Origin of the sequence: Pedobacter aquatilis, assembly GCF_032678405.1 — a bacterium.
GTDB classification, from domain to species: Bacteria; Bacteroidota; Bacteroidia; order Sphingobacteriales; family Sphingobacteriaceae; genus Pedobacter; species Pedobacter aquatilis_A.
The window spans coordinates 1,233,916-1,251,770 of record NZ_JAVTSJ010000001.1 but is presented as its reverse complement, the minus strand read 5'-3'; the positions used below and the strand labels follow the sequence as shown (position 1 = coordinate 1,251,770).

The 17,855-nt window shown below is 36.6% G+C and carries 17 protein-coding genes; 7 read left to right on the top strand and 10 right to left on the bottom strand.

Annotated elements, in window-relative coordinates; translation table 11 throughout:
- Positions 1–40: 40 nt before the first annotated feature.
- The 4 genes from R2R71_RS05220 to R2R71_RS05205 all read right to left on the bottom strand — a co-directional run bounded on the left by R2R71_RS05220 (position 41) and on the right by R2R71_RS05205 (position 5,651).
- Positions 41–1,297, bottom strand: a complete 1,257-nt coding sequence (locus R2R71_RS05220; protein ID WP_316830194.1) for an anthranilate synthase component I family protein — start codon at positions 1,295–1,297, stop codon at positions 41–43.
- Positions 1,298–1,419: 122 nt separating this feature from the next.
- Positions 1,420–2,697, bottom strand: a complete 1,278-nt coding sequence (locus R2R71_RS05215; protein WP_316830193.1) for an adenylosuccinate synthase — start codon at positions 2,695–2,697, stop codon at positions 1,420–1,422.
- Between the two features lie 39 nt (positions 2,698–2,736).
- Positions 2,737–3,234, bottom strand: coding sequence for a transcriptional repressor (locus tag R2R71_RS05210; protein ID WP_316830192.1), 498 nt, complete (start codon positions 3,232–3,234; stop codon positions 2,737–2,739).
- A gap of 209 nt (positions 3,235–3,443) precedes the next feature.
- On the bottom strand, positions 3,444–5,651 hold the full coding sequence (locus R2R71_RS05205; RefSeq protein ID WP_316830191.1) for a bifunctional (p)ppGpp synthetase/guanosine-3',5'-bis(diphosphate) 3'-pyrophosphohydrolase: 2,208 nt from the start codon (positions 5,649–5,651) through the stop codon (positions 3,444–3,446).
- Between the two features lie 110 nt (positions 5,652–5,761).
- Here R2R71_RS05205 and R2R71_RS05200 point away from each other — a divergent pair, with 110 nt between their 5' ends.
- From R2R71_RS05200 to R2R71_RS05185, 4 genes are all read left to right on the top strand, one after another.
- Positions 5,762–6,376, top strand: coding sequence for a DUF4294 domain-containing protein (locus R2R71_RS05200; RefSeq protein ID WP_316830190.1), 615 nt, complete (start codon positions 5,762–5,764; stop codon positions 6,374–6,376).
- A 9-nt stretch (positions 6,377–6,385) separates the two neighbouring features.
- Positions 6,386–6,898 carry a glutathione peroxidase gene (locus tag R2R71_RS05195; RefSeq protein WP_316830189.1) on the top strand — a complete coding sequence of 171 codons (513 nt, stop codon included), beginning with the start codon at positions 6,386–6,388 and terminating at the stop codon, positions 6,896–6,898.
- 5 nt (positions 6,899–6,903) lie between these two features.
- Positions 6,904–7,620: a bacillithiol biosynthesis deacetylase BshB1 gene (gene bshB1, locus R2R71_RS05190; protein ID WP_316830188.1), complete on the top strand. Its 717-nt coding sequence runs from the start codon at positions 6,904–6,906 to the stop codon at positions 7,618–7,620.
- 149 nt (positions 7,621–7,769) lie between these two features.
- The gene (locus R2R71_RS05185) at positions 7,770–9,131 is read left to right on the top strand and encodes an acyl-CoA dehydrogenase family protein (protein ID WP_316830187.1); all 1,362 of its coding nucleotides are present in this window, start codon (positions 7,770–7,772) and stop codon (positions 9,129–9,131) included.
- 57 nt (positions 9,132–9,188) lie between these two features.
- Here the strand turns inward: R2R71_RS05185 and R2R71_RS05180 are convergent, their stop codons facing one another.
- From R2R71_RS05180 to R2R71_RS05160, 5 genes are all read right to left on the bottom strand, one after another.
- Entirely contained in the window at positions 9,189–9,593 is a 405-nt protein-coding gene (locus tag R2R71_RS05180; protein WP_316830186.1) for a hypothetical protein, read from the bottom strand.
- A 2-nt stretch (positions 9,594–9,595) separates the two neighbouring features.
- Positions 9,596–10,927 carry an L-lysine 6-transaminase gene (lat, locus tag R2R71_RS05175; protein WP_316830185.1) on the bottom strand — a complete coding sequence of 444 codons (1,332 nt, stop codon included), beginning with the start codon at positions 10,925–10,927 and terminating at the stop codon, positions 9,596–9,598.
- 201 nt (positions 10,928–11,128) lie between these two features.
- Entirely contained in the window at positions 11,129–11,380 is a 252-nt protein-coding gene (locus tag R2R71_RS05170; RefSeq protein WP_316830184.1) for a hypothetical protein, read from the bottom strand.
- A gap of 58 nt (positions 11,381–11,438) precedes the next feature.
- Positions 11,439–12,308, bottom strand: a complete 870-nt coding sequence (locus R2R71_RS05165; protein WP_316830183.1) for a 1-aminocyclopropane-1-carboxylate deaminase/D-cysteine desulfhydrase — start codon at positions 12,306–12,308, stop codon at positions 11,439–11,441.
- A 465-nt stretch (positions 12,309–12,773) separates the two neighbouring features.
- The gene (locus R2R71_RS05160) at positions 12,774–13,805 is read right to left on the bottom strand and encodes a DUF6588 family protein (protein ID WP_316830182.1); all 1,032 of its coding nucleotides are present in this window, start codon (positions 13,803–13,805) and stop codon (positions 12,774–12,776) included.
- A gap of 102 nt (positions 13,806–13,907) precedes the next feature.
- Between R2R71_RS05160 and R2R71_RS05155 the strand changes: the two genes are divergently transcribed.
- On the top strand, positions 13,908–14,936 hold the full coding sequence (locus R2R71_RS05155; RefSeq protein ID WP_316830181.1) for an RluA family pseudouridine synthase: 1,029 nt from the start codon (positions 13,908–13,910) through the stop codon (positions 14,934–14,936).
- 3 nt (positions 14,937–14,939) lie between these two features.
- Positions 14,940–15,779: an aminotransferase class IV gene (locus tag R2R71_RS05150; RefSeq protein ID WP_316830180.1), complete on the top strand. Its 840-nt coding sequence runs from the start codon at positions 14,940–14,942 to the stop codon at positions 15,777–15,779.
- A 30-nt stretch (positions 15,780–15,809) separates the two neighbouring features.
- Here the strand turns inward: R2R71_RS05150 and fmt are convergent, their stop codons facing one another.
- Positions 15,810–16,718, bottom strand: a complete 909-nt coding sequence (gene fmt / locus R2R71_RS05145) for a methionyl-tRNA formyltransferase (RefSeq protein ID WP_316830179.1) — start codon at positions 16,716–16,718, stop codon at positions 15,810–15,812.
- Positions 16,719–16,806: 88 nt separating this feature from the next.
- Here fmt and R2R71_RS05140 point away from each other — a divergent pair, with 88 nt between their 5' ends.
- Entirely contained in the window at positions 16,807–17,847 is a 1,041-nt protein-coding gene (locus R2R71_RS05140) for a DNA topoisomerase IB (RefSeq protein WP_316830178.1), read from the top strand.
- The last annotated feature ends 8 nt before the right edge of the window (positions 17,848–17,855 follow it).

The following is a 17,855-nucleotide window of genomic DNA, read 5'->3' as shown; positions in this document are numbered from 1 at the left end:
TGAGCATAAACTTTCCACCTTTTTTTGCATGTATATTGTTTTACCTTGCCAAAACCTTTAAAATGGCACTTGCCTTAAGCATACACTCATCATATTCCTTTTCGGTTTCCGATTGATATGTTATTGCTCCTCCAACCTGAAAGGATAAATATTTTTCTTTGGCATTGTAAAGAATGCTGCGGATGACAACGTTGAAATCGAAATCCCCATTAGGAGAAATACATCCAAATGAACCTGAATAAACCCCTCTTTTTGTTTCTTCATATTCTTCTATCAACCTCATGGCTTTAACCTTTGGAGCACCTGTCATTGAACCCATAGGGAAAGCATTTTTTATTGCATCTACAAAGTGAATTTCAGGATTCAATTCGCAGCTAATGGTAGAAATCATCTGGTGTACTTGCGGAAAACTATAAATGCCAAACAATTCGTCTACTTTAACCGAGCCTTTAATGGCCGATTTTGTAAGGTCGTGACGTACCAAATCGACAATCATAACATTTTCGGTTTGTTCCTTTAAATCATTCTTTAACTGAATTTTGATTTGTTCGTCTTCTGCGGGGTTTATACTTCTTCTCGCTGTGCCTTTTATGGGCTGCGAAATTAGTTTAGCACCTCGCTTACATAAAAAACGTTCGGGTGTGGCCGATAAGATATAATTATTATAGAGTTTAAAATAGCCTGCAAAAGGAGTGGGAGAAACCTGATTTAGCAATTCAAAAGTTTGAACAGGATTTATTACTGCATTTTCTGCAAAGAACTCCTGGCAAAAATTTACCTCATAAATATCTCCTCTTGAGATATGTTTCTTTAATGCATTTACTTTATGGATATACTCACTTTTTGAGATTCTTGAGCCAATATTTACTTTCAGCTTTTCATTTTCAGTTGAGACTTTATAGCCGTTAATTAAATTCAAAACTGATTTTTCGCCCAGAATAACCTCAGTTTCTCCATTTTTACCTAAAATAAGGTATTCGGGAACGAAAAAATATAGTTCTGGAAAATTAAGGTAATCCAGGTTTTCAGATTTTAACTCTTCAGTTTCGTTTTTTAAATCATAGCTGAAAAAGCCGAAAAGCCATTGCTTATGCTGTTCGAAAAAGGATTTTAACTTGCCGAATGCTTCACCGGTTGATGATTTTAATTCTGCTTTACAACCCGCAGCCAGGACAAAATCATATTCAGAAAAAGAATCTTTATAATTATTTGAGTCCAGAAAGCAGCACACCTCAAATTGGTTTGCCCAATGTAGTGCTTTTTGCTTAAAATCGGTTGAGTCTGACAGGTTTTTCAAGAGGAAACAAAGGTAAATTTAATATTAACCTCAACCAAGAAAAGCAATCCTTAAAGGATTGCTTTTCTTTATTTTCATCATTTTAACTGAAGTGGAAAAATCTGTTAGTATGATGGTATTAATTAATGTAATTCTAAAGTTTGTGCTCTATCTGGCCCTACTGAAAGAAATTTAATCGGCACTTCTAGCTCTTTTTCTAAGAATGCGATATAGTCCGTAAGCTTAGCTGGAATTTCATCAACAGAAGTAATTTTGGTTACATCAGTTGCCCAGCCATCAATTGCTTTCAAAACCGGTTTTGGCTCGATTGAAATAATGTCATAAGGCATATAATCAATTGTTTCACTATTGTATTCGTAGTGTGTACAAGCGTAAATGGTATCGAAAGTATCTAAAACATCTGCTTTCATCATGATTAATTCGGTAACACCGTTTAGCATGATTGCATATTTTAATGCGGGTAAGTCAATCCATCCGCAACGGCGTGCACGACCAGTTGTTGCACCAAATTCATGTCCTAAAGCACGAAGGTTTTCACCAACTTCATTGTCTAATTCCGTTGGGAATGGGCCTCCACCAACACGTGTACAGTAAGCTTTAAAAATACCATATACAGCACCAACTTTATTAGGTGCTATACCTAAACCGGTACATGCGCCAGCAGTTGTAGTATTACTCGAGGTTACAAACGGGTAAGAACCGAAATCAACATCTAATAAAGTTCCTTGTGCACCTTCTGCTAAAACAGCTTTACCTTCTTTTAAATAACCATTAACAAAATGTTCGCTATCTACATGCGGAATAGATTTCAAGAATTCAATCGCCTCGAAAAATGCAGCTTCTTTTTCTGTTAAATCATATTCAAATTCATAGTGAGATAGAATTTCTGTATGCTTTTCTACAAGTTTTGCGTAACGTTCTTTGAAATCAGGTAGTGTGGTATCGCCAACGCGTAAACCATTACGACCTGTTTTATCCATATAAGTCGGGCCAATACCTTTTAAGGTTGAACCGATTTTATTCTTACCCATGCGGGCTTCGTTAGCGGCATCCAATAACTGATGCGTTGGCAAAATTAAGTGTGCTTTGCGGGCTATCACTAACTTACCTTCAGCTACTGGATCATGGCCAGCTTTTTTTAAATTATCTAACTCTCTTTTTAAAATAATCGGGTCGATAACAACACCATTACCAATAAGGTTCATGGTTTTTTCGTTAAAAATTCCAGATGGAATAGTGTTTAAAACGAATTTTTTGCCATCGAACTCCAAAGTATGTCCGGCATTAGGACCACCCTGAAAACGGGCTATAAGGTCATATTTAGGACTAAGAACATCAACGATTTTTCCCTTTCCTTCATCGCCCCATTGCAGGCCGAGAAGTACATCTACTTGCGTCATTATTTAAAAATTAAGCTGGTTTTATTTTTTACTATTGATTTAATTTTCTTTAGTTTCTACTGCTGAAGCAGCACTTTCATTTACTTTTCTGGCCATGCTGCAATCAGAACAGAAGCCGTAAAGATTTAGTGAATGGTGTTTTACATCGAATTTTAAAAGATCACCAACCATTGTCTGGATTTGGTGAATACGAGGATCGCAGAACTCTACAACCTTACCGCATTCAATGCAAATTACGTGGTCGTGCTGGCGGTAACCGTAAGATTTTTCGAATTGAGCCATGTTTTTACCAAACTGATGTTTAGTAACCAAATCGCATGAAACCAAAAGCTCTAAAGTGTTATAAACCGTAGCACGGCTTACACGATACTTTTGATTTTTCATGTGGATGTAAAGGGTTTCGACATCAAAATGGTCGTTTCGCGAATAGATTTCTTCTAAAATCGCGAAGCGCTCCGGTGTTTTACGCAAATTTTTGTTCTCTAAATAAGCTTCAAAAATTTTGCGAACCAGCTCATTTGTTTTTTGTTCAGACATAGTTTTTTAACTCCGTTCAAAGGTATATAAATTGTTTGATTGTTCAACTCTTAGTTTGTTGAAATGTTGTAATAAGGTTTGAAAGCAAAAACCTAAGTAACCAGAATTATAAGGCCAAATTTTAAATAACAATTAATTTATTTAAAACGGCCTCAAACCATGTTTTTGCTATCAAACTTTTTGCTTTGGTTTTCTGGGTTACTGCTTTTCTATGCATCAAACCTGGTTACGCCCGTCACGCCCTTAACTTCCAATAAATTTTTGATCAGGTTTTCAAGGTGTTCTGTATCATTAACAAAAATCATTATCGAACCGTCAAAAATTCCTTCATTCGTGTCAACCGTAATCGAACGCATGTTAACCTTAAAGTCGTTCGAAATAACTTTTGTAATGTTATTAATTAAACCAACATCATCAATACCTACAATACGTAAGCCTGTCAGGAAAGTTAACTCTTTTTGTTTATTCCATTTGGCTTTAACAATACGGTAACCATAGTTCGACATTAACTGCGCCGCATTAGGGCAGTTAGTACGATGTATTTTAATGCCCTCACTCACCGTAACAAAACCAAAAACATCATCGCCAGGAATAGGATTGCAGCAAGCCGCGAGGGTGTAGTCTATTTTCTGTAAGTCTTCGCCGATTAATAAAATATCGTTCTCCGTACCCTTCATTTTGGTTTTTACCATGTCAACCGTTAGGTTTTCAGGGCGTTCAGGGCCACGGTTTTCTACTTCTTTTTCGCTTGACAGGTATTCCTTAATATCTTTAAGCTCGATTTTACCCAGCGCAACATTAACAAATAATTCCTGTGTTGATGGTAGCTTGAAGAAATAACTGATTTTTTGTAAATTATCGGTATTGTAGGTTATTTTAAGCGATTTTAGCTTACGCTCAAGAATTTCCTTACCGGTTTCAGCAATTTTTCTTTTTTCCTCTTTAAGTGAAGATTTTATTTTTGATTTAGCTTTCGCCGTTACCACGATATTCAGCCAATCTTCTTTAGGTGTTTGTTTGCTTGAGGTGATGATTTCTACCTGATCGCCATTTTGCAGCTTGTAAGAAATCGGTACCAGCTTGTGGTTTACTTTAGCACCAATACAGGTTGCGCCTACATCAGTATGGATTTCAAAAGCAAAATCAAGCGCTGTTGCACCCAGGGGAAGTTGAATCAAAGAACCTTTTGGAGTGAAAATGAAAATCTCATCAGAAAACAGGTTCATTTTGAAATCATCGAGGAAATCCAAGGCATTTGCTTCAGGATTGCTTAACATTTCGCGTACTTTCTGAATCCATTGATCCAAACCGTTATCATTGCTCGATTCTTTATATTTCCAATGTGCAGCAAAACCCTTTTCAGCAATTTCATTCATTCTTTGGGTTCTTATCTGCACTTCAACCCATTGCCCCCTCGGGCCCATTACCGTGGTGTGAAGCGATTCATAGCCGTTTCCTTTCGGAGATGAAACCCAGTCTCTTAAACGGTCGGGATTTGGCCGGTATAAATCGGTCACAATCGAATAAGCTTTCCAGCAATCGGCTTTTTCATTTTCATAAGGGCTATCTAAAATAATTCTGATGGCAAAAAGGTCGTAAACTTCCTCAAAAGGGATGTTTTTCTTTTTCATCTTATTCCAGATGGAATGAATAGATTTTGGTCTGCCATAAACATCTGCCACTAAATCCTGCTCATGGATAATCTCGTCAATCGGTTCTACGAATTTTTTTATAAACAGGTTTCTTTCAGCCTTTTTCTCATTAAGTTTCTTAGCGATAAACTTATAGGTTTCGGGCTCAAGGTATTTCATCGATAAATCCTCAAGTTCCGATTTAATGGCATATAAGCCTAACCTATGGGCTAACGGTGCATAAAGGTAAATGGTTTCTGATGCGATTTTGAGTTGCTTATGCCTTGGCATAAAATCCATTGTGCGCATATTGTGAAGCCTGTCGGCTAGCTTTATCAAAATCACCCTAACGTCATCCGCCAGTGTAAGGAGCATTTTTCTGAAATTTTCGGCCTGCAATGAACTGTTTGTGTCGAAAACACCCGAAATTTTGGTTAAGCCATCGATAATCTTGGCCGTTTTTTTGCCAAATTCACGTTCAATGTCTTCAAGGGTAATATCTGTGTCTTCTACAACATCATGTAAAAGGGCACAAACAATTGAGGTTGTACCTAATCCAATCTCTTCTGCGGCAATTTGGGCCACTGCTATAGGGTGGTAAATGTAGGGCTCGCCAGATTTACGGCGCATATCTTTATGGCTTTCGAGTGCCATATCGAAAGCTTTTCTTATTTCTTTTTTGTCTCCTTTTTGCAAAGTAGATTTGCTGGCACGAAGCAGTGCCCTATATCGTTTTAATATCTCCTGTTTCTCAGCCTCTAAATCAATCACTAACTCTGTTTTCATTTGTATTTTTTGCGTAAAAAATTGCGTCTTATTATTGAATAAAACTTATATTAGTTTTGTTAAACTCCTAATATATGAAATAACACCTAACTTTGTTGAGGTATAAATTTATGAAATTTAAAGGGCTAATCATTCTGTTTATTGTCATGATTTTTAGTGTTTCGCTAAAAGCTCAGGAAAATAGTGCGCCCGTTTTTCCTAAAATGGGTAAAACTGATACTATTCGTGTAGCCTCGACAAACGACAATGGTATTATGATTCCCTGGATGCAACTCAACGATGTTTCAATTTATGCACCCAGAATATGGAAGTCGCCACAGGAGCAGGCCGCTTTTAACAGGTTGCGCTACAATGTTTTAAAGGTTATGCCATATGCGCTGTTTGCAAAAAGGAGATATGAACAGTTAGAACGCGATTTACTAACTGCTCACGAAAAGAAAGATCAAAGAATATTGGTTAAACAATGCGATAAGGAAATTAAAGATATGTTTAACCGGGAGATTAAAGATTTAACCATCACTCAAGGTCAGATTTTGACAAAACTAATTGATAGGGAAGTTGGACGTACTACTTATGATATTGTAAAGGAAACAAAAGGTGGCTTTGCAGCGTTTTCATATCAGATTATTGCCCGCGTGGTTGGTCATAATTTAAAAAGTACTTACGACAGGAATGAGGATAGGGATATTGAATCGATTATCCGTTCTTCCGGATTCTATCAATAACCATTTAAAATGAAGGAAACTATTCCGAATATCTATTCATTTAAGGTGAAAAAGATAACAGGCGAAGATCAGCTTTTATCTGCCTATAGAAATAAAGTTATTTTAATTGTAAATACAGCTTCAGAATGTGGTTTTACACCGCAATTGGGCGAGTTGCAGCAATTGAAGGATGAAATTAATAATCCTGACTTTGAAATACTGGGTTTTCCTACAAATGATTTTGGTAAGCAGGAGCCATTAAATGGAAAAGATATCAGTGCTTTTTGCGAAATAAACCATGGTGTAAAATTCCCCGTTTTTGATAAAATTATGGTTCGCGGAGCGCATGCTCATCCCTTATATCAATTTTTAAGCGATAAAAAGCAAAATACAAAGTTAAGCTCTGTTCCCCGCTGGAATTTTCATAAATACCTCATTAATAAAAAAGGTGAAGTTGAAGATTATTTTTTTCCATTTACAAAGCCTTTAAGTTCTAAAATAAAGAAAAAAATCCAGCGTTTGCTGGAAAACAATACGAAGTAAAATCAATGAAATTAGATATTTTAGTTATTGCCGTTCATCCTGATGATGCAGAACTTTGCTGCTCAGGAACCATTTTGAAGCATATTGCCCTTGGAAAAAAAGTTGGTATTGTAGATTTAACCCGTGGTGAATTAGGTACACGTGGTACGGCCGAAACCCGTGATGAAGAAGCTGCTGATTCGGCAAAAATTTTAGGTCTGCATGTGCGGGAGAACCTTCGTTTCAGGGATGGTTTTTTTCAAAATGATGAACAGCATCGATTAGAAGTAATTAAAGTCATTAGAAAGTATCAGCCTGAGCTTATTTTAAGTAATGCCTTGGAGGATCGTCATCCAGATCATGGGAGGGCGGGAGATTTGGTTTATGATGCTGTTTTCCTTTCGGGATTACCCAAAATAGAAACCGAAATTGATGGCCAAAAACAACAGGCACACCGCCCCAGATTGTTGCTGCAATATATTCAGGACCGATACCTAAAACCCGATATTATTGTGGATATTTCTGAGTACATGGATAAAAAAATTGAGTCGGTTAAGGCTTTCAAAACACAGTTTTATAACCCAGATGTAGAGGGGCTACAAACTTACATTTCTTCGCCAGAATTCTTTGAAAGTATATATGGTCGTTCCAGAGAATTCGGCAAAAGTATTGGTGCTACTTTTGGAGAGGGTTTTACTTCCAGAAAGCTGCTTGGTGTAGATAATTTATTTGATCTGAAATAAATCCCGTTCTCAACCGCAAAGAAAATAAGCGCTTAACAAGAGCATTAGGGATATGTGTCCTTTTTGACAAAAAGGCTTTGGTTCTTTGCGGTTAAAATCTTACATCCAACAAAATCCACATTCGTTTGTTATTCTGAAAACGAATAATAATGGCGAATATATTCTCTTCTTTAAAAAACGCATACAATCTTTTTAAGCACATAGATTTTAATAGGCTAGAAGCTTTATCAAAGAAAGTTGATCTTCCTAAAATGGTTGAAACCATTTCTAATCTCGATGAGAAGCAACTATCGGGTATGATGAAAATGATGGGTGGTTCGGGTAAGAAAAAAGAGCTTCCGGCAATTGAAGGTGATTTTTACCATTTAGGCGACGAAGCACTAAAAGACGAAGACCGGGAATTGCAGTTAAAAGTAAGGGCTTTTCTCGAAAAAGAAGTAAAACCAATCGTTAACGAATATTGGAATCGGGCCGAGTTTCCTTTCGAAATTATACCAAAACTTGCTGAACTAAATATCTGCGGATTAACCTACAAAGGTTATGGTTGCCCTGGAAAATCTAATTTAATGGAAGGTATTTTAGCTATGGAGATGGCAAGAATTGATACTTCTATTTCTACTTTTTTTGGCGTACAAAGTGGGCTGGCTATGGGGTCGATTTATCTTTGTGGTTCGGAAGAGCAGAAACAGCAATGGTTACCGTTAATGCAGCAATTTAAAATTATAGGTGCTTTTGGTTTAACAGAACCTGAAGTTGGTTCGGCTGCAGCTGGTGGCTTAACAACGACCTGTAAAAAGCTTGGCGACAAATGGGTGTTAAACGGACAAAAAAAATGGATAGGTAACGCAACTTTTGCAGATATATTGGTGATCTGGGCAAGGGATGAAGATGATAGTGAAGTGAAGGGATTTATCGTTAAAAAAGATAATCCGGGCTTTGCCGTAGAGAAAATGAAAGATAAAATGGCACTCCGTATTGTGCAGAATGGCCTCATAACTTTAACAAACTGCGTAGTTGAAGAGACAGACAGGTTACAAAATGCCAATTCATTTAAAGATACAGCAAAGGTTTTGCAAATGACAAGGGCAGGGGTAGCCTGGCAGGCAGTTGGTTGCGCCCGCGGGGCATATGAAAATGCACTTGAATATACCAGAACCAGAAAGCAGTTTGGGAAACCTATTGCTTCATTTCAATTAATCCAGAATCATCTGGTAGAAATGCTTTCGAACCTCACAGCTATGCAAACTTTGTGTTTCAGGTTGTCGCAGCTACAGGATCAGGGGCTATTAAAAGATGAACATGCTTCATTAGCAAAAGTTTTTTGCTCATTACGTACCAGGGATGTTGTTAGTAAAGCCCGAGAAGTTATGGGAGGAAATGGTATTTTGCTGGAATATAATGTTGCTCGATTTGTGGCTGATGCAGAAGCCATTTATTCTTACGAGGGTACAAAAGAAATTAACACATTGATAGTAGGAAGAGCCATTACCGGATTTTCTGCATTTGTTTAATCTTAAGTATTTGTTGGTTTTTAAATATTTGATTTTCGATTATTCTTTGGTTGATGTTTAATATAATGGATTTTTATTAAAAGCTACCTGGCTCATTGCGCTCTTTTCGTACAGTGCAATACAAAATTTATTAAAAGATGGATCAAAATTTACCTCACCGGGCTGTATCGCAGTCGGTACATTTGAATTTGCCATAAAGTAATAAACTTTTGTATTGCCATATTTTGTGTGCGGCATCAAATTGCCATAATCTTCCATTTCTTTCCAAACAGAATCTTTAACGGTAACAATATAAATTCGTTGTACTGGGCCAGTATTATTCGCATTCCGGAATTTTGCAATTTCTTTAAAACCAGCCTTCATCTCATCAATTCCTGGCTGGTTAAAAGTTCCTTTAACGATAAAACCTACCAAAACTAAAATGCCAATAGTAAGTGTGTAAGAGAAGATTTTTTTGTTCATGCCTACAATAAAGGCAATATTTTTTCCATAACAGTCAAGCCTTGGTCAATATGTTTCTGTTCAATACATAGTGCCGGGCGGAAACGAATAGTTTTATCGCCACATCCCAGAAACATTACGTTGTTTTCCAGTCCCTTAGCAATAAAAGTATTGCGCATTTCCTTGTTCGGGAAATCGAAAGAGCATAATAGCCCACGACCTCTAACATTACTCATTTTATCAAATTTTTGCGCAAGATGCCCTAAGTTATCTTTCAGGTAGTTCCCGATGTTTGTTGCATTTTCACAAAGGTTATCTTCTTCTACAATTTGTAATATCTGCGTAGAACGAACCATATCTACCAGATTTCCACCCCAGGTAGAATTTATCCTGCTTGGAACTTTAAATACGTTAGTTTCTATTTCATCTACCTTTTTTCCAGCCAAAATACCACATACCTGCATTTTTTTTCCAAAAGCGATAATATCTGGCCTTGCTTTTTCACTAAAATGCTGATGGCACCAGAATTTTCCTGTTAAACCTACACCAGTTTGTACTTCATCATAAATTAAAAAGGCATCATTTTCATCTGCTATTTCTTTTAAACGGATAAGAAATTCTTCCCTTAAATGATTGTCGCCACCTTCAGATTGTATTGGTTCTATAATAATTGCGCAAATTTCATCCTTATTATCAATAAAAGCCTGTTTAATCTGTGCTAAAGACATTTCTTCTGTTCGGATGGCGTTATCTAAAGTTTCTCCTTGTAGCGGGAATTTAACTTCTGGAATACTTACTCTTGGCCAATCAAATTTTGCATACCATTTAGTTTTGTCAGGCAATGTATTCGTTAAGCTTAGCGTATAACCCGAACGGCCATGAAAAGCTTTTTCAAAGTGCAAAACCTTGAATCCTTTTTCTTCTTTATATCCTTTAGCAAAATTTTTTTGTACTTTCCAATCCATTGCAACTTTTATTGCATTTTCTACAGCGAGTGCACCACCAGCGATAAAAAAAGCATGTGGTAAATAACCGGGAATACCAACACGAGAAAATGTTTCTACAAACTGGGCATATTGCTGTGTGTAAACATCAGAATTTGAGGGGTTGGCCATTGCAGCCAATAACAGATTTTTCTTGAAAGCTTCATCGTTAGTCATTTTTGGGTGATTGTAACCCAATGGAACGGAAGCAAAGCATGTGAAGAAATCTAATAATGTTCTGTTGTATTTGGAGTCATAGATATAAGCGCCATGGCTTTTCTCCATATCATAAGTGAGGTCAAAACCATCAGCTAAAATATGTTTGTTTAAAGATTCGTTTACCTGGTTAGCTGCAACTGTTAACTGATACATATATTGAAGTATTGGTGTATCTCAAATTTACGAAAATGTGCCTGAATAGCAATTTTAGGCGGTTTTTAGACTCGCAGTCTAAAAAATAGGTTTAAACAGTTTAAAGTTGGTTTATAGACAAAAACCTCTATTGGACTTTACTAATGTGGAAAACTTTTTTGCCCTAAACTTTAAATGTAGAGCTAGAAAATGAAAGAATATTTAATTTTTGTCATACCATTTTGGTACCGGAATATAGTTGTCTTCCCAAACAATCTGACTGTTGTGATCTCGATAACCTGCTGAAATGTAATCTATTTTGGGGATTTCTTCAGAAATTTCGCTTTTAAATCTATAAGCATCAACCGATAAATGATGATATAGTTTTTGCTGTTCTGTTTGGTTCTCGGCTAATAAGATTAATGCCTTTTCGCCTGATTTAAGCGTAATTATAAGTGTGCCCTTAACTTTCATGCGCTTTTATTTTTAAATATACATTTTATTAATAAAAAATGTACGTTACATCATGTAATCAAAACTTATCTTTCATGCCAAAAATGCCAAGTAATCCACCTGTGTGTAATGCTAAAATACTTTCATTATGGCCAATGACACCTTGCTGCTGCAAATCGGATATAGCATAAAACATTTTTGCCGTATAAACCGGATCTATAAGTAACCCAGTGTTAGCAGTAAAAGTTTTAATGAAATGAATTAATTCCTGGTTTGTTTTAGCATAGCCTCCAAAATGGTAATTAGTGTGTAGCACCAGATTATTGCAATCGTCAGTGTATTTTAAAATTTCATCCTTAATGAATAAACCATTTTTTAAGACAGGTATAACATGAAGCTTTGTTGCCAACTTACTTTTTTTTATGCCCTGTAGTAAGCCCGCTGCAGTTGTTCCGGTACCGGCTGCGCAAAAAAGATGGTCATAGTTTTCTGTTAATTCATCAATTACTTCAGCACAGCCAATAACTGCTTCTTCCGAAGCGCCGCCTTCATCAATAAAAAAAGCGTTGTCATCATTCTTAAAATATTCTTGAAATAATGCAGCTTTGTTTTTATAAAGCGCTCTGCTTACGAAAATTAATTTCATTCCGAAAAGCCTACAGAGCAAAAGCATTTCATTTTCTACTTCTTCTCCGCGAACGAAAGCAGTTGATTTTAACCCGCATCTGGCTGTGGCTGCAGCAGTTGCTACCAAATGATTTGAAAATGCACCTCCAAAAGTTATAAGATGGTTTTTATTTTCAGCTTTGGCTTTTATTAAAATATACTTAAGCTTCCGCCATTTATTTCCGGAAATGTATGGATCTATTAAATCGTCACGTTTAACAAATAAATTGTTAAAAGGCAATAATTCTATTTTTTCTACTGGGCTGTATATTTTTTTGAACACATGTAAAAATAAAAAACACCTGCCATTAGCAAGTGTTTTTTTTAGAAGGTTACTTAAAATATATCTTCCTAACCAAATATGGGAAGAAGTTAAGTACAATTTTTACATTTTGAGTAAAATTTTTCATAGATTAAAGATTAGATAGTTTTGATGAGCAAATAGCAAGCCAATGTTTACTGATGATAAGTGTTTTATAAATTTTAACATAAAATTAATATTGATAAAGCAAGCAGTAAGCAATAAACTTTATGTCGTTTAAATAATTCGGGATGATTGCGAATTTGCAGCCTTAGTACAGGGGGATGATCTGTATTTTTATTTTAGAGAAAGATGTTTTCATTTGAGAGGTTATTTAGTATAAATTATACGACAAATATACTATTGTTTGTTTTAAATTAAAATTTATAGGGGAACTAGGAGTTCTTTCTTTGCAGATATATGGCATATTTCTGCAAAGAAAAGACATTATTGCCCGATACCCAAACCAATACCGGCATTAAATAAATTGTATTTCGCTGCTGTATAAGAGCCATAAAGTTTGAAAAATCCAAATTTTAGCTGAAACCCTAAGCTTGCTCTTAAACCATCAATATCCCTTTGTTTTACAGAAATCGGATCTGTATATGATGCCGAAGTCCCGTTTCCAGTATCAAAGAAATATGTTCCCAAAGCTTTTAAGTTTGTTGTTGATGTTTGATAACCTACACTGGCAAATGGTGTAAAAAACAATAGTTTTTTTGATATGATCGCATCGATATTTACGCCGTTAAATCTTGCATCAATGTGCTGGTCGGAATTGCCGTTATTATTATTGATATTTAGCGGCAACGTGTATTTGTATTGTGTAAAACCACCTGCTAATGCAATATCAAGAGGCATAAGGTTATCTGATTTTCCCATGAAGAGGGGGAATAACTCTATTTTAGCACCAACACCAATCATCGATAAGCTTCCTAAATCATTGCTTAATTTAATTTTAGGCATTGCTCTTAACGAAATATCTATGTTTTTTGGTAAACCTAAGGTGGCCTGGATTTGTGCTGAAGGTACAACATGAAAACCAACACCTTGCGGAAGATTAAAAAAAGTTGTTGTTGGCAAACCATTGCTGGTATATATCTGCATCCTTCCGCCAGGTTGGTCGTTACCAAAAGCTGTTGGACCAATCGAGGAGGCACCAACAGCAGGCTTAATATTGCTTAATCCTAATGTGTTCACATCATAAGTACGTGCCGATTGCGGTACCAAGGCTGCAGATGCCGAAACTCTAACTTCAAATTTCAGGAACCCTTTTGATTTTGCTGTATTTGTCCATCCGTCAGATAATCCTACACCTAAACCTTTGTATAGCGGGTCGAAATAGGCATTTACAAGTTTTGTTGCATCTGCAGGACCCGATTTGAACAAATCACCGACGTTCTGTTGCGCATTGGCTTTTTGAATAGCTGTAACTGATAATAAACCCAATACGAGTTTGAAGAGATGAGTCTTTTTCATAGTTAATGTTTTAGGGATATTGTTATTTGCCTGGAGGACAGACAATTTACCTAATCTAAAATCATTCCAAAATTCTTGCATTTAAAAGTTTATTTTTGCAGGATGGAAAATGTGGCCGAATTGCAGGAGTCAGAAGAGCAGGAATTATATGAGCATTTAAAAATAATTGTTGATAAGGGGCAATCGTTGCTTCGTATTGATAAGTTTTTAATGGTTCGTGTAGAAAATGCTTCGCGAAACAGGATTCAGAATGCAATTGATGCCGGAAATGTGCTGGTAAATCAGAAGCAGGTAAAATCGAGTTATAAGGTAAAACCTTTTGATGAAATTTCTATTGTTTTACCTCATCCGCCCCGCGACACAGAAGTTTACCCTGAAGATTTGCCTTTGGATATTATTTACGAGGACAATGATTTATTAGTTGTAAACAAAGCTGCAGGAATGGTTGTACACCCGGGTTTTAACAATTATACAGGAACCTTGGTTAATGCGCTCGCTTACCATTTCGAACAGTTGCCCCAATTGCCGGGCAACGACGGAAGACCGGGCCTTGTTCACCGGATTGATAAAGATACATCAGGTTTATTACTCATCAGTAAGAATGAAAAATCGATAACACATCTGGCAAAACAGTTTTTCGATCACAGTATAACCAGAAAATATATTGCATTGGTTTGGGGTGATATTGAAAATGATGGTACGGTAACAGGCTATATTGGAAGAAGTTTGAAAGACCGTAGGGTAATGGATATTTATGATACTGAAGAAAAAGGTAAATGGTCGGTAACGCATTATAAAGTACTAAAACGACTTGGTTATGTAACCTTGATTAGCTGTGAACTTGAAACGGGGCGGACGCATCAAATCAGAGCGCATATGCAACACATTGGCCATCCGTTATTTAATGATGCCATGTATGGTGGCGATAAGATTTTAAAGGGAACTACGTTTAACAAGTACAAACAATTTGTTGATAATTGCTTTGAACTATTGCCACGACAGGCTTTACATGCACAAAGTTTAGGTTTTATTCATCCAACCACTAAAGAATATATGTATTTTGAATCGGCTTTGCCTGAAGATTTCAAAGCCGGATTAAATAAATGGGAAAATTATATCGCTGCTTCTTAATTTATGTCTCAACAATACCTTTTAATTAATGATGAATTTCATTTAGCTGATACCCCGGTTTTAGCAGCGAGCAACCGAAGCTTCAAATTTGGCGATGGCCTTTTTGAAAGCATGCGTATGCTAAATGGTAAACTTCAGTTTGCTGAATTGCATGCGGATAGACTGGTTGCCGGAATGAAAGCCTTAAAGATGGATGGACATGCTTTAATGGATGATTATTTTATCAGGCAGAAAACGGCCGATTTGGTTAAGAAAAACAGGTGGAACGGAAATGTTCGTTTCCGACTCTCCGTGTATCGCCAGGGTGCTGGCGTTTATACACCCGAAATTAACAAAGCCGGGTATGTTTTAGAAGGCATTCCTTTAAAAGCCAGTGAATATGAGCTTAATAGTAAGGGTTTAATAATCGATGTTTTTGATGAGTTAACGAAACCGATAAATAAGTTATCAAACTATAAAACAGCCAATGCTTTGCTGTATGTTATGGCAGGGATTTTTAAAAGCCAAAACCGTTTGGATGAAGCGATGATTTTAAATCAACATGGTTTTTTGTGCGAGAGTATCAGTGCCAATGTTTTTGTGGTTTACGATAATACAATTTATACTCCAGCATTAACTGAGGGCTGTGTTGGTGGTGTAATGAGAACGGCGGTAATGCAGCTGGCAAAAATGAATGATATGGAACTCATAGAGGCACAGATCAACCCTGAAATTTTAAAAGAGGCTGAAGAAGTTTTTATTACGAATGCAACTCAGGGCATACAGTGGGTAATGGGCTATGGCCGCAAACGCTACTTTAATGAAGTATCTAAATTTTTAATTGAAAAACTGAATAACCTTTAGCTTACCAAACACATTTAAGGGGCTCGAACCTTAAAGTCTCATACCCCTTAAAAAATCTTCAATCAACATTCTTTTCTTGCCCTCATATTGAATATCCAAAAGTTTTATAAAGCCATCTCTGGTCGCAAATTTAAGGTAGGTTTTTCCATCAGTTAAAAAACCTCCGGCAGTAATACCAGGCTCTTTATCTTCTATTTCTGCTTTAAAAACTTTAAGGGTTTTATCATTTAATAAAGTAAAAGCCGTAGGGTATGGGCTTAAGCCCCTTATTAAGTTAAATACCTGTGCAGTAGGGTTATTCCAGTTTATTTTACAATCTTCCTTGAATATTTTTGGGGCGTGTTTTAAAACATCACGCTGTGGCTGAGGTTGTTCTGTGAAATTATCATCTGCAATTGCAGTAACGGTTTTAACCAGTAATTCAGCTCCTATAAACATAAGTTTATCATGTAGTTCTCCGGCCGTTTCATCATCAGCAATTGGTGTGCTATCGCTTAAAATAATATCGCCGGTATCAATTTCGTGGGTTAAAAAGAATGTGGTTACGCCGCTTTCTTTTTCTCCGTTTATAATCGCGTGATTTATAGGCGCCGCCCCACGATATTGTGGCAATAGTGAGCCATGTAAGTTTATGGTTCCTTTAGGTGGCATATTCCATACAACTTCAGGGAGCATTCTGAAGGCAACCACAACCTGTAGATCTGCCTGGTAAGATTTCAGTTCTTCCAGAAATTCAGTGTTTTTTAGCTTTTCGGGCTGTAACACAGGGATTCCTTTTTCTACAGCATATTTTTTTACAGCACTTTCATTAAGTTTTTGTCCACGCCCTGCAGGTTTATCAGGTGCTGTAATCACCGCTACAATATCAAAATCTGCTTTTACCAAAGCATCTAAAGAAGCCACTGCGAAATCGGGCGTACCCATAAAAACTATTTTCATAAGAAAGTGTTGTGTTTCTAAAATAACGTGAATCGTTACATTAAGTTTTGCAAAATAACTAAAAATAAAATCATCCCCGCAGGTTAAAATGGTACAAGGCAAAGATGTTGTAAAGGCAAATGGATTGGTTTATTTAACCGACTCAATGCCTGGTTTTTATCGAAAGGGTAAGCCCGGTAGTTTTTTTTACGAAGATAAAGGTGGCCACAAAATTACGGATGAAAAGCATCTCAATAGAATAAAAGCACTCGTAATTCCGCCGGCCTGGCAAAATGTCTGGATTGCAGATAAACCTAATGCCTATCTGCAGGTTACCGGAATTGATGCCGCGGGAAGGAAACAATATAAATACCATGCGAAGTGGACTAGCCGCCGTTCTGATGATAAATATTTCAGACTTTATGAATTTGGTAAGGCATTACCTGAAGCCAGGAAGAAAATAGCAAAAGATTTAAGGCGGAAAGAACTCGACGAGCGGAAAGTCTTGGCCATATCTGTAGATTTATTGCAGAAAACACTCATCCGTGTAGGGAACGAAAGCTACAAGCAACTTTATGGCTCTTTCGGTTTAACAACTTTAAGGGATAAGCATGTTAAAATAAATGGCGATAGGATAAATATCGATTTTATCGGAAAAAAAGGTGTTAAACAAAATGTTGAATTAAACGACCGTAATTTAGCAAAACTGGTTAAGAAGTGTCGTGACATTCCGGGGCAGGAATTGTTTCAGTTTTACACAGCTGGGAAAGAACATAAAGGTATCGATTCGGGCAAAATAAATAATTATATAAAGGAAATAACCGGTAGCGATTTTACGGCGAAGGATTTCCGCACCTGGGGCGGAACGTTAGAAGCCTTGAGGCAATTTTCGAACTGTAGCGGCGATGAGAATCTTAACATTAAAAAAACAATTGTTAACGTTTTAGATTGCGTAGCAAAAAAGCTTGGCAATACCAGAGCGGTGTGTAAAAGTTCTTATGTATACCCTTTGTTAATTACGGCTTACGAAAATGATGAATTGGGGAAGTATACAAAGAAAATGAACTGTGGTAAGACAAGAGATAACTTAAACTTAGCCCATGATGAAAAGGTGTTACTTTCCTTTCTTAAATCTACAGGAAGCAAGTAAAAAAGAAA

Bases quoted from the DNA above. Each gene is read 5' to 3' on its own strand.
- fmt (WP_316830179.1), bottom strand. From the start codon at position 16,718: ATGAAAATAGTTTTTATGGGTACGCCCGATTTCGCAGTGGCTTCTTTA.
- R2R71_RS05185 (WP_316830187.1), top strand. From the start codon at position 7,770: ATGGCGAATATATTCTCTTCTTTAAAAAACGCATACAATCTTTTTAAG.
- R2R71_RS05180 (WP_316830186.1), bottom strand. From the start codon at position 9,593: ATGAACAAAAAAATCTTCTCTTACACACTTACTATTGGCATTTTAGTT.
- R2R71_RS05155 (WP_316830181.1), top strand. From the start codon at position 13,908: ATGGAAAATGTGGCCGAATTGCAGGAGTCAGAAGAGCAGGAATTATAT.
- R2R71_RS05200 (WP_316830190.1), top strand. From the start codon at position 5,762: ATGAAATTTAAAGGGCTAATCATTCTGTTTATTGTCATGATTTTTAGT.
- R2R71_RS05205 (WP_316830191.1), bottom strand. From the start codon at position 5,651: ATGAAAACAGAGTTAGTGATTGATTTAGAGGCTGAGAAACAGGAGATA.
- R2R71_RS05170 (WP_316830184.1), bottom strand. From the start codon at position 11,380: ATGAAAGTTAAGGGCACACTTATAATTACGCTTAAATCAGGCGAAAAG.
- R2R71_RS05150 (WP_316830180.1), top strand. From the start codon at position 14,940: ATGTCTCAACAATACCTTTTAATTAATGATGAATTTCATTTAGCTGAT.
- R2R71_RS05210 (WP_316830192.1), bottom strand. From the start codon at position 3,234: ATGTCTGAACAAAAAACAAATGAGCTGGTTCGCAAAATTTTTGAAGCT.
- R2R71_RS05215 (WP_316830193.1), bottom strand. From the start codon at position 2,697: ATGACGCAAGTAGATGTACTTCTCGGCCTGCAATGGGGCGATGAAGGA.
- R2R71_RS05140 (WP_316830178.1), top strand. From the start codon at position 16,807: ATGGTACAAGGCAAAGATGTTGTAAAGGCAAATGGATTGGTTTATTTA.
- bshB1 (WP_316830188.1), top strand. From the start codon at position 6,904: ATGAAATTAGATATTTTAGTTATTGCCGTTCATCCTGATGATGCAGAA.
- lat (WP_316830185.1), bottom strand. From the start codon at position 10,927: ATGTATCAGTTAACAGTTGCAGCTAACCAGGTAAACGAATCTTTAAAC.
- R2R71_RS05195 (WP_316830189.1), top strand. From the start codon at position 6,386: ATGAAGGAAACTATTCCGAATATCTATTCATTTAAGGTGAAAAAGATA.
- R2R71_RS05160 (WP_316830182.1), bottom strand. From the start codon at position 13,805: ATGAAAAAGACTCATCTCTTCAAACTCGTATTGGGTTTATTATCAGTT.